General features: G+C 71.3%; 10 protein-coding genes and 2 pseudogenes. 4 read left to right on the top strand and 8 right to left on the bottom strand.

Features of this window, described 5'->3' with window-relative positions:
* Positions 1-165 precede the first annotated feature (165 nt).
* Both NRK68_RS35400 and NRK68_RS35405 read right to left on the bottom strand, forming a co-directional pair.
* Positions 166-1,455, bottom strand: coding sequence for a hypothetical protein (locus tag NRK68_RS35400; protein WP_183068854.1), 1,290 nt, complete (start codon positions 1,453-1,455; stop codon positions 166-168).
* Positions 1,456-2,974: 1,519 nt separating this feature from the next.
* Positions 2,975-4,615 carry a hypothetical protein gene (locus tag NRK68_RS35405; protein ID WP_257858288.1) on the bottom strand — a complete coding sequence of 547 codons (1,641 nt, stop codon included), beginning with the start codon at positions 4,613-4,615 and terminating at the stop codon, positions 2,975-2,977.
* A 237-nt stretch (positions 4,616-4,852) separates the two neighbouring features.
* Between NRK68_RS35405 and NRK68_RS35410 the strand changes: the two genes are divergently transcribed.
* The 3 genes and pseudogenes from NRK68_RS35410 to NRK68_RS35420 all read left to right on the top strand — a co-directional run bounded on the left by NRK68_RS35410 (position 4,853) and on the right by NRK68_RS35420 (position 7,766).
* A complete protein-coding gene (locus tag NRK68_RS35410; RefSeq protein WP_257858289.1) occupies positions 4,853-5,260 on the top strand; it encodes a hypothetical protein in 408 nt (135 codons plus the stop codon).
* Between the two features lie 653 nt (positions 5,261-5,913).
* Positions 5,914-6,845, top strand: a pseudogene (locus tag NRK68_RS35415) (FAD-dependent monooxygenase); the annotation flags it as partial.
* A 279-nt stretch (positions 6,846-7,124) separates the two neighbouring features.
* Entirely contained in the window at positions 7,125-7,766 is a 642-nt protein-coding gene (locus NRK68_RS35420; RefSeq protein WP_183068849.1) for a carbonic anhydrase, read from the top strand.
* A 313-nt stretch (positions 7,767-8,079) separates the two neighbouring features.
* Here NRK68_RS35420 and NRK68_RS35425 read toward each other — a convergent pair whose 3' ends face one another.
* The 6 genes and pseudogenes from NRK68_RS35425 to rpmF form a co-directional block, all read right to left on the bottom strand.
* On the bottom strand, positions 8,080-9,066 hold the full coding sequence (locus NRK68_RS35425) for an L-threonylcarbamoyladenylate synthase (RefSeq protein ID WP_257858290.1): 987 nt from the start codon (positions 9,064-9,066) through the stop codon (positions 8,080-8,082).
* 440 nt (positions 9,067-9,506) lie between these two features.
* A complete protein-coding gene (locus NRK68_RS35430; protein WP_183068847.1) occupies positions 9,507-9,839 on the bottom strand; it encodes a hypothetical protein in 333 nt (110 codons plus the stop codon).
* A gap of 1,034 nt (positions 9,840-10,873) precedes the next feature.
* Positions 10,874-11,251, bottom strand: coding sequence for a DUF6247 family protein (locus NRK68_RS35435; RefSeq protein ID WP_257858291.1), 378 nt, complete (start codon positions 11,249-11,251; stop codon positions 10,874-10,876).
* Positions 11,252-11,387: 136 nt separating this feature from the next.
* Positions 11,388-11,554: pseudogene (gene rpmG / locus NRK68_RS35440) on the bottom strand (50S ribosomal protein L33).
* A gap of 77 nt (positions 11,555-11,631) precedes the next feature.
* On the bottom strand, positions 11,632-12,816 hold the full coding sequence (locus tag NRK68_RS35445; RefSeq protein ID WP_257858292.1) for a GTP-binding protein: 1,185 nt from the start codon (positions 12,814-12,816) through the stop codon (positions 11,632-11,634).
* A gap of 4 nt (positions 12,817-12,820) precedes the next feature.
* Entirely contained in the window at positions 12,821-12,991 is a 171-nt protein-coding gene (gene rpmF / locus NRK68_RS35450) for a 50S ribosomal protein L32 (RefSeq protein ID WP_183068845.1), read from the bottom strand.
* 408 nt (positions 12,992-13,399) lie between these two features.
* On the opposite strand from rpmF, the gene NRK68_RS35455 reads away from it, so the two are divergent.
* Positions 13,400-14,275: a DUF4394 domain-containing protein gene (locus NRK68_RS35455; protein WP_183068844.1), complete on the top strand. Its 876-nt coding sequence runs from the start codon at positions 13,400-13,402 to the stop codon at positions 14,273-14,275.
* The last annotated feature ends 43 nt before the right edge of the window (positions 14,276-14,318 follow it).

Genomic DNA, 14,318 nt, shown 5'->3' on the forward strand with positions numbered 1-14,318 from the left:
GGGGGCGGGGGATCCGGGGGTGGCCGTCCTCCTTGTCATGGCACGCCAGTGGGTGCTGGCGCTGCCGTGGGTCGCAGGGGCGCGGTGTTGGGGCAGGGCCGTGCGGGGGCGTTGAGGTGCCCCCGCACGGGATGTGCTCGCCGGTGGCGGGTTGAGCGTGTGTCGTTAGGCCGAGCGGCGTCGGCGGGCGGTGGCGTACAGGGCTGCGCCGAGTGTCAGGGTCACGGCGGCGAGCCCGCCCGCGGCGAGTGCGGTGGAGCCGGTGTCGGCCAGGTTGCCGCCGGTGCTGCCGTTCGGGCCGGGGGCGTTGCCGGTGGCCGGATTGGTGCTCGCGGAGGCGGAGGCCGAGGGGGTGGTCGAGGCGGACGGGCTCGGGGAGGCCGAGGCGGACGTCGACGGGCCGGGCTGCGTCCCTTCGGCCGGTGTCACGGTGATGGTGAGCGCGGCCGTGTTGTTGCGGAGGTCGCGGTCGATGTCGGCGATCTGGAGACGGCCGGGCCCGCGGTCGGCCTTGTACCGGTACTCGCCGTGGTACGTACCCGGCTTGACCCACGACTCGATCTTGAAGGTCCCCTTGACCGAGCCGCCGGTCCCGCCGAACACCCGGCGCCCCTCCGGGCCCGGGCGGCCGGCGACGAAGCTGATGCCGGGCGGCAGCACGAACTCGGTTTCCACCGCGTTGTCGTCGGCGGCCGTTGTGGCGGCCGAACCGGTGCCCTTGATCTGCCACCCCGGGTCGAGCAGCACCTGGCCGCCGGCCGGGCCGCTGCCGGTCGCCCCGTGCACGGTGAAGTCGGGCTGATTCGCGGGGTTCTCGACCGACACCTCGCGGCCCCAGAAACGCCACTCCTTGAACGGCTCGGACGGTGCGACCTTGAGGGCGGCGGCAGTTCCCTTGACCCCGCCCTGCTGCGGCTTGTAGGCGGGCTTGCCGCCCGGGTTCCAGGAAACGTAGAAGTGGTCCCGCCACAGCTCCGGGGTCGCGGTGAGGTTCAGGCCCGTGTCGAGCCGGTGGTAGGTGCCGGGCTCGAAGGTGCCGGTGAAGCTGCAGAACAGGTACTCGTCGCGGTAGTCCCGCACGGGGTCGACCTTGAAGTGTTCGCAGTTCGAGGGCAGTTCCTGAGAATTCAGTTCCAGGCCCGGCGGCAGGTGGACGCCCAGCTCCGCCCCCTGGACGGGCTTGTCGCTGGTGACTTTGAAGCCCAGACGCAGGCTCTGCTTCTGGCCGTTCTCGACGGTGGTGTCGAGGAGTTCCTCGGAGGTGACGAGACCGCCGGACGGGTCCGGCTGGGTGGCCGGGGTCCGGCTCGGGTCCTGCTTGCCGGCCGCGGTGGCCGGCGGCATCGGGGCCGGTGCGGGCGCTGCGTGGGCGGTGGTCGCGGCGCCCCAGACCACCGTGCCGGCGGCCAGGGCCGCTCCGATCCGTCGCGCTGCTGGACTGTGCGTGCGGTTCAACCGCATCAAGATGATTCCCCCTCGTGTCATATGGGTCAGGCGTTCGAGCGCGCCCGACTCCTGTACGACCGGCAAGGGGCCCGATCGGTTGCCCGGAATGATCAAGAAATCCGTGGGCGGGATCTCCACCACCGGTCCGACGTAGGGGCGTTGGGCGCGCTCTCTGTCCGTGCGGTCAGTGGCCGGACGGGGCTGCGCGGTCCAGCCGTTGGGGATGGCTGTGGGAGCCGGCGGCTCGGCCGGAGCGGAGGGCCGCAGCCGGATTGAGCGCAGCCCGCGGGTTCTGCAACGGCTGCATGGACGGGGGCTTCCGCGGCGGCGATGCGGTCATAGTAATCCGCAGGTGGCGCGGGGAACGTCCTGCCGTCCAGCGTGATCTGGATGCTGGTGAGCGCGGGCGGCGTGAGGGCGCGGCCCGGCTACGGGCAGGACGGGTCAGGCTGGCGAGGACGTACCGGTCCGATTCTGGAGGGGTGGGGTCGGGCCCTGCAGCGCCATTCCCCCCCCCCCGGAAGAGAAGTAACGCCAGAATGGAAGAAATCACCTGTACCGGCAACTCGCCTAGAAGCTCAGATGATCCTCAAGACCCTCGCAGATTACGCGATCTTGGGCATACGATTCTACTGACCAAGTCGCCCGACGGGCGCGCTAGCAGGGATTCGGGGAACTGTGAAGCATAAAATCGGCATGGCTCTGGCAGCTCTCATGATGATATCCGGCCTGGGGATTGCGGGTGCGACGCAGGCGTCCGCGCGGGAATGCCAGTACGAGACGGCTTCCTGCAAATGGGAGGCCACCGACAAGCTGTGTGCCATAAACCGTGACACGATCAACAGGCTGTACCCGTACACGAAGACGTGGGACCTCCCTCAGCCGTACAAGAGCCGCTTCAACTCCTGTTCGAAGTACGGTTGGAAGTCCCGGGGCTGACCACCCCGATTTTCCGCAACGAGAGCCTCCGGCACCCGCCGGGGGCTCTCGCGTATGAGCACATGCGTCCTCAGGTCTCTGCGCGTTCGAGGGCTCGGGATTGATCACTGGTTTTCGAACACAGAATGGCTCGCCATGCTCCTTTGGTCACCGCTGCCACATCTGCACACGCCGCCTCCTCCTCAGCTCACCCGATACCTGCACACCCCGCAGAACACACTCCTACGCGGCCTGCCCCGTCCGGCCGCCGAGGACTGAGCCAGATGGACTGCCCGGTCCCCGGCGTCCTCCTCACAGGTAGTCCGCGTCCACGATCCGTACGATGACGCGCGCAGGCGGACGGGAGGGGTAGGGGAGGTCGTAACCGGCATCGGCTAGCCAAAGGGGGCTGCGTGTGGGCAGCTCCCCGGCCTCGCCCACGGGAATGCTGCCGGAGAGACCGACCTCCATCTGAAGCCGGAACCGAACGACATTGCTTTCTGCACCCGCCCGGAACACACCGTGAGGTGTTCTTCAACGCCGGCCGGCGGGTCGGTGGCCGGATGGATACGGGGGCTCGCCCGTTTCCTGCCCGGCTGCCGCGCAGCCGTCACTCCCTGCAGCCGTACGCTGCGGCCACCTCCGCCAGCCCCTCCAGGCCGCCGTCCGCGCCGCCCTCGCCCACGCGGGCGAGCAGGAGTACTCGGGCCGGTACGCCTGCGGCCGCGTATGCGGTGAGCCGGTGATGACCGTCCAGGATCGCGCCGACCAGCCACCGCTCCTCGTGCAGGGCCTCCACGTACCGGTCGTCGATCCAGCCGAGGACCACCGCGGCGGGCCGCTCCCCCGCCGCCACAGCGGCCGCGTGCCGGGCGACGGCCGCCGGGTCGAGCGCTTCCGGCGGCTGCGAGGGCAGGAAGGCGCCGTACGTGAACGGCACCCGGCCTCCCGGAACGGGCGCGGTGAGCTGGAAGTGCGCGGCGCCGGGCCAGTAGTCCTCGGGACGGTCGCACTCGGGGCGGGTACCGTCGTCGCCGTCCGCCTCCGCCCGGGCTGCCGCACGGCGGTACCACCACGACCGGGCCGGCTCGGCCACCCGCTCCAGGGGGAGGTCGAGGAGGAGGGCGCGGTAATGACCGGTCTCCAACTCGCCGAGTACGGGGCTCCATTCGGCGAGCAGCGCGGTGTCGAGCCGATCCAGGTCGGCCAGCCGCCCGCGCATGCGGGCCGCGATCCGGGCCGCCTCGTCATCCGGCCAGTCCAGCAGGGTCAGGCCCAGCTCGCACGTGTCGCACAACGAGCCGACCCGGTACAGCGGTTTCCGGTCGAACGTCAGGGACCGGTCCCAGCGCGGCCAGGAGGAGCCGGGCGACGGCGGGTCGAAGGCGACCCGTATCCGGCCCGCGCCCTCGTCGACGGAGAACCTGGCCCGCGCGCCGGACTCGACGACGAGGTCCCGCACCGCTGCGGGCGCGCGCTCGGTGCGGCCGTCGGCCCAGGCGGCGCGCACGGCCGCCGCGTACGCCGCGCCGCTTGCACGCTCCGGCAGAAGCGGGTCGCGGCCGGTGAGCCGTACGAGTGCGTGGTGGACGTCGTACACGCGTTCCTCGCCGCTCTCGGCCAGCCATCGAAGCAGGTGCGGTACTGCGGCGGGATCGCCCATCAGCTCCAGGGCGACGGTGAACGCGGTGTGGTCGAGTCCGGTCACCTCGGACAGCCGCCCGGCGATCGGCGCCGTCCACGCTCGGGCACCGAGGCGGCCCAGCGCGAGCGCGGCACGGCCGCGCGGGGCGGCGGGGTCCTCCAGGAGGGCGCCGAGGAACGGCGCGAAGGACGGGTCGTCGGAGAGCCCCATGGCGTCGACGAGCTCGGGGGCGGGCGAGCCGCCGGTGCCGGCTTTGCCCCCGCTGGATGCAGGGGCGTCCTGTGCGTAGGTGCGCAGGAGCGCGGCGGGTAGTCTCAGCCCTCGCACCACAGTGGTCCTCAGGAGGTCTCGGCGGTCGTCGCCGGCGAGCCCGGGCGTGGCCAACAGCCGCAGCAGCACCGCGTCGCCCGGCTCGCCGAGGCTTCGCAGGAGCCAGGTGAGGTAGGCGCGGAAGGCCGTGTGGTCCGTGTCGGATCGGTACAGTTCCTCGACCGCCCCGGCGAGAAGGCCGGGCCGGTCGGTGTTCAGCGAGTACAGCGCGGTCCACGGGTCGTCGGCACACAGAGCGGCGCGGAGACGTACCCGGATAGTGTCGTGATCCCCCATGCGGGAAGTATCGGCCACGAACGGGGGCGGCGGACGCGGCAGGCGAAGCGGCGCCTTAGGGGCGGGCTCGATGCACATGACGCGGTTCACCGAGACGTCGGTCTACGTCGGATCCGGCGACGGGACTCCGGTGCGGAACGGCACACCGCTCGGTGCAGATCCCCGGCTTGACCGGTCTCCGGGCGAGGCGAGCCTCGCGTAGGGCCGCCGGATCCTTACGGAACAGGGGAGTTGGAGATGGGGCACACATTACGACGGGGCGCCGGCACGGCACTGACGGCGGTGGCGACAGCCGCGGTGCTGATGGGCTGCACGGAGGAACCCCGTGAGCAGGTCATGCCCGGTCCGACGTCCACGGCCACGGCAGCTCCCCAGGAGGCCCTGGCCCTGGCCGAGCGCTACCGGGCGGCCGGCGGGGACCCGGACGTGTACGGGATACAGGTCGAGGACGGACCGGAAGGCGTACCCCGGGTGGTCATCCGGACCCGCAATGCGGATCAGGCCGATGCGATCTTCCGCAGACAGAACACCTCGGTCACCACCCACCTGACGACGAAGGAGGGGGCGTCCTTCAAGAAGGGCTACTTCATTGACGTCTTCGGCCCCGACGGCCGGCTCATCCACCGCATGGACGCCCGCCTCTGAGCGGGAGCGGGCAGCTGTCGGGGAGACCCGGGGCAGGGCCGTGGCCGGGGCACCGCGTCTCACCCGTGTACATCTTCGGTCTTCTACGGACAGGGCCGGGGAGCGGCCCCGTCGCGGCCCCTGATGGCCAGGCCGCACCCCGGCCCCCTACGTACCCCGCGCCGTCCGGGCCAGCCGTCCTCCGGCTGCGCGCCCCCGGAGACCTTCGCGGCAGGAGGGGACCCCCTTCCGACTCCACCACCCGCAACCCGGCAAGCGCCCCTGCGGGCCCTCTCCGGACGGCCTGATGACGCCGAGAGCCAACGCGGACGCACGTGACCGCGAACCGCCACGCCGGCGAGAAGCAGCGTCCAGACAGCCCGGGCCGCGCAGCCACCCTCCGCAGCGCAGCGCCGGCCGTCGCTACCGGCAGCCGGGCGGTCCTGGTACGGGCGGCATAGCTGCCGGTGGGCGAGAACCGCGGCCCGGCCGGGGGCCGGCGTACCGGGAGGCACGGCGGGGGTCGTGGAAGAGGGGAAGCGGGCGAGCAGCGGCCGGAGAGACCCGCGGCGGTGAGAAGGCAGTCGAACTACACGGGCCGCCGCAGCCCGGCCAGCCAAGAGCCGGGCTCAGCGGCCCCGGAATGCCCGGGTCGCGTGGTGCGGGCGGCTCATTTGGGCACGCCGATCACGGGTCTCCCTGGCTCCACCTTGCACCGGCTGCTTCGCGACTCCCTGCCCGCCGCGTCACCGCTGATCGGTGCCGAGGCGGCTTCGGTCGAGCAGGTCGACACCGAAACGGTGCAAGTCGACTGCGGCGACACGGTCCTGGACGCGGATCTGGTGGTGGCGGCCGACGGTATCGGCAGCAAAGTCCGCCGCCGTCTCTTCCCAGACCATCCCGGCCCGATCCACAGCGGCTCGACGGTGCTGCGCGCCATCACCGAGCACACGGTCGACCTGTGCACCGACTTCGAGCTGACGTGGGGCCGAGGCGCGGAGTTCGGGCACACGCCTTTCTGGACGGGCGGGCCGAGTGGCACGCCGTCCTCACCCTCCCTGCCGGAACACGATTCGCCGACCCGCTGGCCGGACTGCGCCGACGGTTCCGCACCTGGCACGAGCCCGTCCCCGCCCTGCTCGACGCGACCCGGCCCGACGCCGTTCTGCACCACGACGTCAACGAACTGCGCACACCGCTCCCCTCGTACGCGGTCGGACGGATCGCGCTCCTCGGCGATGCGGCACACGCGATGACCCCCCCACCTCGGACAGGGCGCCTGCCAGGCGCTGGAGGACGCGGTCACCCTTGCCGCCGCCCTCAACACCGGGCCCACCATCCGGGCTGCGCTCGCCCGCTACGGCGCCGAGCGCCGGCCGCGCAGCCAAGCCGTCGCGCGGGCTGCTCGACGGGCCGGGCGCACGGGCCAGCGGCTCTCACATCCACTGGCTGTCACCCTGCGGAACACGGCGATGCGGCTGACACCGTCCGGGCCTCAACACGCATGATCCTTCGACACCACACCTGGGTCCCGCAGCGCCTCGACCCGTCAGGTTCACACCCTTTCGGCTCACCGACGGACACCTGCTGGGAGGAGTCGAGCTGAGAGCCTGCCCGTCGGCGGCCACGGCGGGCAGAGCGTCTGTGTGTGCTGATCTTGTTCCGGACGACCGGACGGCCGGACGGCCGGGCGACCTGTAGGAGCGAGTAGCGGGCTACGGCCTGGGTCGTACTCGTCAAGGTCCTGTCTCGTCCGGTCATTTCTGGCCCCGAGCGTAGGTGGGGTGCGCGGCGTCTCTCAGGCGCGTGGGAGTGTGGCCTGCGGCTGGCCCGGTCCGCGGGACCAGGTGGTGCGGGGGCTGGGGCGGGATCGTAGGCTGCGGACATGGCCGAGATCCAGACCCCGACTCCCCGCGACGCCTTCGAGCTGCTCATGGCAGGTAACCGACGTTTCGTCTCAGGCGCCTCCGAGCATCCCAATCAGGACGCCGCCCGCCGCGCCGAGACCGCACCCTCACAGCAGCCCTTCGCTGTGCTGTTCGGGTGCTCCGACTCCCGGCTGGCAGCCGAGATCATCTTCGACCGCGGCCTGGGCGACCTGTTCGTGGTCCGCACCGCGGGGCACGTCGCGGGTGCCGAAGTGCTCGGTTCCATCGAGTTCGGTGTGAGCGTCCTCGACGCGCCGCTGGTCGTCGTCCTCGGCCACGACTCGTGCGGCGCCGTCGCCGCGGCCTGCTCCGCTCTGGAGGACGGGAAGACGCCGGGAGGCTTCGTCCGCGACGTTGTCGAGCGGGTGACCCCGAGTGTGGTGGCGGCCCACGCAGCGGGACGTGAGACGGCCGAGGAGATCCTGGCCGAACACATCGAGCAGACCGTGGATCTGCTGCTGGAACGCTCCCGCGTCCTGGCTGAACGAGTGGCCGATGGGCGCCTGGGCATGGTGGGGCTGTCTTACCGACTGGCCGACGGCAGCGCCCAGCTCGTCGCCGCTCGCGGCCTCGATGCGGTGCTTCTCACCGCGTCGTGACCGCGCCACGATGATTCTCAGCGGCCCTTGCCGAGGTCGAAGGAACACCCGTGCACGTGGATGAGGAAGACCCGTCGGGCCCCCTTGATCATCCCTGGCAGGGTGTTCTCGATGGCCCACGGAGCAGACCGCCCGCCCAGCACCGCGCCCCGTGCCGACCTGGCACGGGCCGTGGACTGCGATGTGTGCCGGGGACGGGGAACCCTCGTCACTGACCAGGGGCGGCGTGAGCTGTGCCTGGCCTGCCAGGGGCCACCCACGGGCCGGCACGGCCCGAACATGCCGGAGCGGTGAGGGCCGGCGTCGGGGCTGGTCACACAGTGGGCCGAGGCCCCGCAGCGCGGCGGAGCCGATTGGCGATCGCCAGTCCCATACCCTCCTCCGACGGCAGGGACGCGACGATGAGGTCGCAGCCCTGCTGGTCGAGTTCGCGCAGAATTCTGTACAGCTTGTGGGCGTAATCGGTCATCGAGGCGGAGACTGCCACCACAGCGTGCGCCTTCACCTGCGCGTGGGCGACCGAGGCGGGCACGAGGACGCCCACCTGATGCCCCAGCTCCTGAGCGAGTTCCGCTTCGGCGACGACCTGCTCCGGTTCTACGAGGACGACCCTTGCACGTGGTGCGTAGTGGGATGGATGCTGGCCAGGCACCCGGACCCGGCTTGTCGATGGGGCCGCGAGCGGGCCACCCCATAGCGCTTGGAGGCTCTCACGGGTCACTCCGCCGGGCCGAAGGATGGTCGGAGTATCGCCCGTGGCGTCCACGATGGTCGACTCGACGCCGACGGCGCAGGAGCCGCCGTCCAGAACGAAGTCGACGGCATCGCCGAGTTCCGCACGCACGTGGTCAGCTGTTGTCGGGCTAACCGAGCCGAAGCGGTTGGCGGACGGGGCCGTGATGCCTCCGCCGAAGGCCGACAGCAGCTCGAGTGCGACCGGGTGGTCAGGCACCCGCACAGCCACCGTCTCCAGCCCACCGGTCGCTTCCAGCGGCACCCGGGAACCACGCCGCAGGACCAGTGTGAGCGGCCCCGGCCAGAAATGTTCAGCCAGCAGGCGGGCTGGGGCGGGCACGTCCTGGACCCAGTCGTCCAACAGCTCCGCGCCGGCAATGTGGACGATCAGCGGGTGGGAGGGCGGACGTCCTTTGGCCTGGAAGATGCGCGCTACGGCTGCGGGGTCCTCGGCGTTGGCGCCCAGACCGTAAACGGTCTCGGTCGGGAGGGCCACCAGGCCGCCGGCGCGCAGCACATCGGCTGCCTTCTCGATGTCACTGGTACTTGCCGTCACCCTCGCCATCCTAGGAGCACGACGGACCGGTATTTCCCGGGCCGGCCCACAGTGAAGCCGGCTGGCCTCATGGTTCGCGTACGCCTCTCCCCGCGGTGCCCGGGTGCGCGACGATCCGGACGCCGGCCTCGCCGAAGGAGCCCGCCTGCCTGGTCTGCGTGGCCGAGGTCCCTTCCGGACACCTCCCCCGCCCACCCAGTCCTTGCGCGCCCGGAGGGCGGAGTGCGTTGTGGACCGATGTGATGATCTTGCGGCACGGCTCTCAAGCCCTACGACCCGGCGACCCGGCATCCGAGGAGTCGACCGCGACGACCCGGCCGTACTCGGCGGGGGGAGGTGCACCCGCTGAGACCCGGCCTGAGACTTCCAGGCGATCGCATCGATCACCCGGCGGTGATCACGCCACCGACCGCCCCGCCGCGGCGTCCGATCAGGCAACATCGGTTCGGTCAGCAGGCTCGGACGGAGATCTGGTTGCGCACCTGCGAGGCACGGACGTACTTCCAGCTACCGGTGTCGTAGATCTGCCCCCAGAACCAGCGCTGGCCCTGGTTGTCCAGCCAGCAGTTCATGGCGAACTTGGTGCCGCTCTTGGACCAGTGGTGCGGTGTGGTGCCGGTGTGCGGCACGTTGTAGATCGCCACCCAGCCGTTGGCGTCGTTCTGCCAGACGTACGAGATTCCGGCCGCCGAGGCGGGAGCCTGCACGGCCGCTGTCCCCGCCAGTAACGCCCCGGCCACTGCGAGCCTGCCGATGAAACGCGCGGGTCGTCGGTCGTTCACGACGTGCCTCCTCCATGGACCCCGTGTGGGACCGCGAGCATGCCAGGCCAGGCGTGCGGGCGCAGACGTTGACGCGAAAGGGGGACATGTGGCTCCGGAGCAACGATTCCTCTGGGCCACCGGTCCAGAACGAGCAGGGGGCGGGTGAGGGCTCGGGCACCGCCGCCCTCCCGCCGCATCGGGCCGGCCTCGAGCGCAGTCGGCCCGCTGAACCCGCCACCGTGTCTCGGGTGGGAGAGTTGATGTGAACAGCCCGGCCCAGGTCCACATCCACCCCGAGCGCGTGCGCAGTGACCTCCGCCCGCCCTGCGGCGACACGGGCCATGCACCCAGCGTGCGGTGTTCCGGGGTGCAGGGCATCCGGAGCGGAGTTCTCTTCCGCGTGGCGACCAGCAGTGGAGCGGCGCCGCAGGTGCCCCTGAGAGCAGCGGAACGTGACGTCCTCTCAGGACTGCTGCGAAAAAGGGGCGTTTGGGGAGGAGGAGCCGGGTCAGACGCGTACATGTCGGAGGCCTCCCGTGGGGGGTGGGCTTCCGGAGCGGGCCCCGCCCCCGTGACGCCTCTCCTCCCCCCGGCGTCATGGGGCAGGCCCGCCCGCACGACGGGCTGCCGCCCGGATCCGTACGGCACCCGGACACCCGCACCCCGGCCTCCTCCCCGGCCGGGGAACGCGGGCCCGTCCGGCAAAGCCCCCGGCACCGGCGCTCAGACCACCGGCCCCCGGGCAACGGGTCCGACGGCAGCAGCCCGACGCACGTCAATCGCCGAGCCGGACAATGGCCAGGACGGAGACGTGCCGCAGCACACGGTTGGCGAAGTGGATGACGGACAGCCGGCCGGCGGACGCGATCCGGGACGTCCTCGCCTTCGGGGTCGCCGGGGTCGTCGGGGTCGTCGGGGTCCCACTGGCGGAACCCCACGGGTCGGCCGCGGCGGCGTCGAGGAGGTCCCCGACGGTTTCTCGGCGTGCTCGGGGAGTTCGGCGAGAACCTTCGCGGCCGGGGTCGAGAGAGGGACCGCGTACGGGGGCAGGCTCACCGGCGCAGCCGGCCGCGGAGCTCGGCCATGTCCACGAACCCGTTCTCGTCGCGGCCGGAGGCCACGAAGGCGTCGACCGCGGGGGCGGAGGCGGAGGCGAGACGGGCCTGCCAGACGTGCCCGACCTCGTAGAGGGTGGTCAAGGAGAACGTCCGGCGCGACTCCTCCGGCGCGGCCGCCCACTCCCCCTCGAACGCCGGCACCCACCGCTCCGCACGCCGGTCCGCCCGGAGCTGCGCGAGGAGTTCGGCGGGCGCGCCGGGCGCGGGCGCGTACGGGGGTGGCGTGGGCGCGCTCCAGGTGGGCGGTGAACGTCTCCAGCCGGTCGGGTTCCTCGGGCCGGTCCGGATCGGCTGCGGCCCTCCTGGCGACATCGCCGAAGGCGTCCTGGTCCCTCACGTGCCGCAACAGCCGGGCGGTGAACCCGTCCATCGGCCCATGCCTGCCTTGGGTGACCACGAGCCCTGACGCATCCGAGGCAAGGGGGTGACTCTCTCTGGGGAGGTGGGGTCATCGCTCGTCGGGGAAGTCGGCGTGCCGAGGGGCGACCGGGTCGTACGTGCGCAGGGTCATCCGGTCCGGGTCGTTACGCCCGTTCCTGCGGGGGTGACGTAGGTGTAGCCGGTTCCGGCGGTGGAGCGGAGCTTGATGAGCGGGCGTACTTCGTTGCGTGCCATGGCTTCGCTCTCTGGCGATGTGTGCAAAGCCGGGCCGGACGGTGCCGTGGCTGCGACCACCGTCCGGCCCGGAGTCTTCAGGCGGCGGCGACCACGGCTTGCCCGTGTTCGTGCTCGCAGGTGTCGTCGATTCCGTACGTCTCCCAGTCCGGGAAGTCGTCCACGGCGGGCACGGCTTCGCCCGGGCCGAGGAGGCAGGCGGCCAGGGCGGCCCGCAGCGCGTCGGCGCGCAGGCCCGTACCGATGAAGACGAGCTCCTGGCCCTGTGTGGTGTCCGGTCCGCGGGCGCCCGAGGGTTCAAAGCGGGCGACGGCGCCGGCCTGGGACCAGAGGCCGGTCACGCGGGGGCGGCTGGCCAGCCAGAAGAAGCCCTTGGAGCGCAGGATCTGCCCGAAGGTGCCGCTGTCGAGGCCCTTGGTGACGAAGGTCCACAGCCGGCCGGGGTGGAAGGGGAGGTCCGCACGGAAGACGAGCGAGGAGATTCCGTACTCCTCGGTCTCCGGGACGTGGTCTCCGTTCAGCTCCTTGACCCAGCCCGGGGCCTGCTGAGCACGCTCGACGTCGAACAGGCCGGTGCCCAGTACCTGTTCGAGGGTCACCTGACCGCGGACGGCGGGAACGATCCTCGCCTCGGGGTTCAGTCGGGAGAGGGTCGCGCGCAGCCTGGCGACCTCGGTCGGCCCGACCAGGTCGAGTTTGTTGAGGACGATGACGTCCGCGAACTCGATTTGATCCATCAGAAGGTCGCTCACGGTCCGTTCGTCGTCCTCGTACTGGTCGAGGCCGCGGGCGGCGAGTTCGTCGCCGCCTGCGAGTTCCGGCAGGAAGTTCGCGGCGTCCACGACGGTGACCATGGTGTCGAGACGGGCGAGGTCGCCCAGGGTGGCGCCGTCGTCGCGCGGGAACGAGAACGTGGCCGCCACCGGCATCGGCTCGGAAATCCCGCTGGACTCGATGAGGAGGTAGTCGAAGCGCCCGTCGCGGGCCAGCCGGTCGACCTCCTCCAGAAGATCGTCGCGCAGGGTGCAGCAGATGCACCCGTTGGTCATCTCGACCAGCCGCTCCTCGGTGCGCGACAGTGCCGCCTCTCCGCCGCGAACGAGCGCGGCGTCGATGTTGACCTCGCTCATGTCGTTGACGATGACGGCGACACGCAGGCCCTCGCGGTTGCCCAGTACGTGGTTGAGCAGCGTGGTCTTTCCGGCTCCGAGAAATCCGGACAGGACGGTGACCGGGAGTGGTGTGTTGGTCGGGCGGGCCATCGGCTCAGCCTTCGGGGTGCAGGAGGCCGCGTTCATATGCCTTCACCAGCCGCTGAGGGACCTGGTACACGGAGCCGTCGACCGTGATCGGGACGAGCTGCGGCGTCGTGGCCTTCCACTGGGCCCGGCGGTGACGGGTGTTGCTGCGGGACATCTTCCGCTTCGGGACGGCCATCGGGATCTCCTGTGAGGTGTCGAAGGTACCCGCCGAGCCTATATGAAAACGACGACCATTTTCAATTCGCGCGCGTGTGGATCGCCAGGCCCTCGGCGCCCCTGAGGAGCGGGTCACTCATCAACTTTCACCTCTCGCGCCCCGGGGACAACTCGGTGTCGGTGGCCACCCCGCAACAGCGCGCCGCCAAGGCGGCGGACGTCCCTGGCAACAGCGGGCCGGCTGGGACAGGACCGCCCACGCGCCCAGGTACGGGTACCTGAACCGGCGGAAGTCTGCGACAGAAGCCCCCGCGAACTGGGCCATGCGGGTGGCATTTTGCCGGTCACACGTCCGCGGCGGCGCCGGCCGCGAATCCCGGTCGAGCCTGCGGCCGCCTGGCCGAGGTAACCCGATCCGGGAGCACCCATGCGAAAGCACACCTTCACTACCGCGTCCGCCGTTGTCCTCGCGGCCCTGTGCGCGGCGCCCGCTCTGGCCGCCGCTGCCGACACCCCGCCCCAGGCCGGGCCGACGATGGAGGGCAAGGGCGGCCTGAGCGCGATCGGTCTGACCGGCGACCAGCGCCTGGTCGAGTTCGACGTGAACAAGCCGTCCAAGACCTGGTCTCTGGGAAGGGTCTCCGGGCTCTCCGGCGACACGCGGCTCGTCGGCATCGACTTCCGGGTGCAGAACGAGAAGCTGTACGGCGTCGGCGACCGGGGCGGCGTCTACACCCTGAACACCACGAACGCGGCGGCGGTGAAGGTGTCGCAGCTGACCGTGGCGCTGGCCGGGACCGCGTTCGGCGTGGACTTCAACCCGGCGGCGAACCGGCTGCGGGTCGTCTCCGACACGGGCCAGAACCTGCGCCACAACATCGATGACGCGGCCGCCCCGCTCACGACGACCGTCGACGGCACCCTGACCAACCCCACCACGCCGCCGTCGACCGCCATGGGCGTCACGGGGGCCGCCTACACCAACAACGACCTCAACGCCGCGACGGCCACCTCGCTGTTCGACCTGGACACGACGGCCGACCGGATCTCCCTGCAGTCTCCCGCGAACGCCGGAACCCTCGCCCCCACCGGCAACCTCGGCGTCGACGCCGACCTGGACGCCGGCTTCGACATCCACTACAGCCCGGCCACCGGAGTCAACCGCGGCTTCGCTGCCATCGGCACCGCAGGCACCTACCGCCTCTACGCCGTCGACGTGCTGACCGGCAAGGCAACCGACAAGGGCGCCTTCCCGGCCCGCTACCAGGTCACCGACCTGGCCCTCCCCATCAACCAGAAGTAGCCAGGAACTCCTGCCGGCCCGGCGCGTGCTGTTCCCGTGGCGA

The sequence above is a fragment of the Streptomyces yangpuensis genome (assembly GCF_024666385.1).
Lineage (GTDB): Bacteria > Actinomycetota > Actinomycetes > Streptomycetales > Streptomycetaceae > Streptomyces > Streptomyces yangpuensis.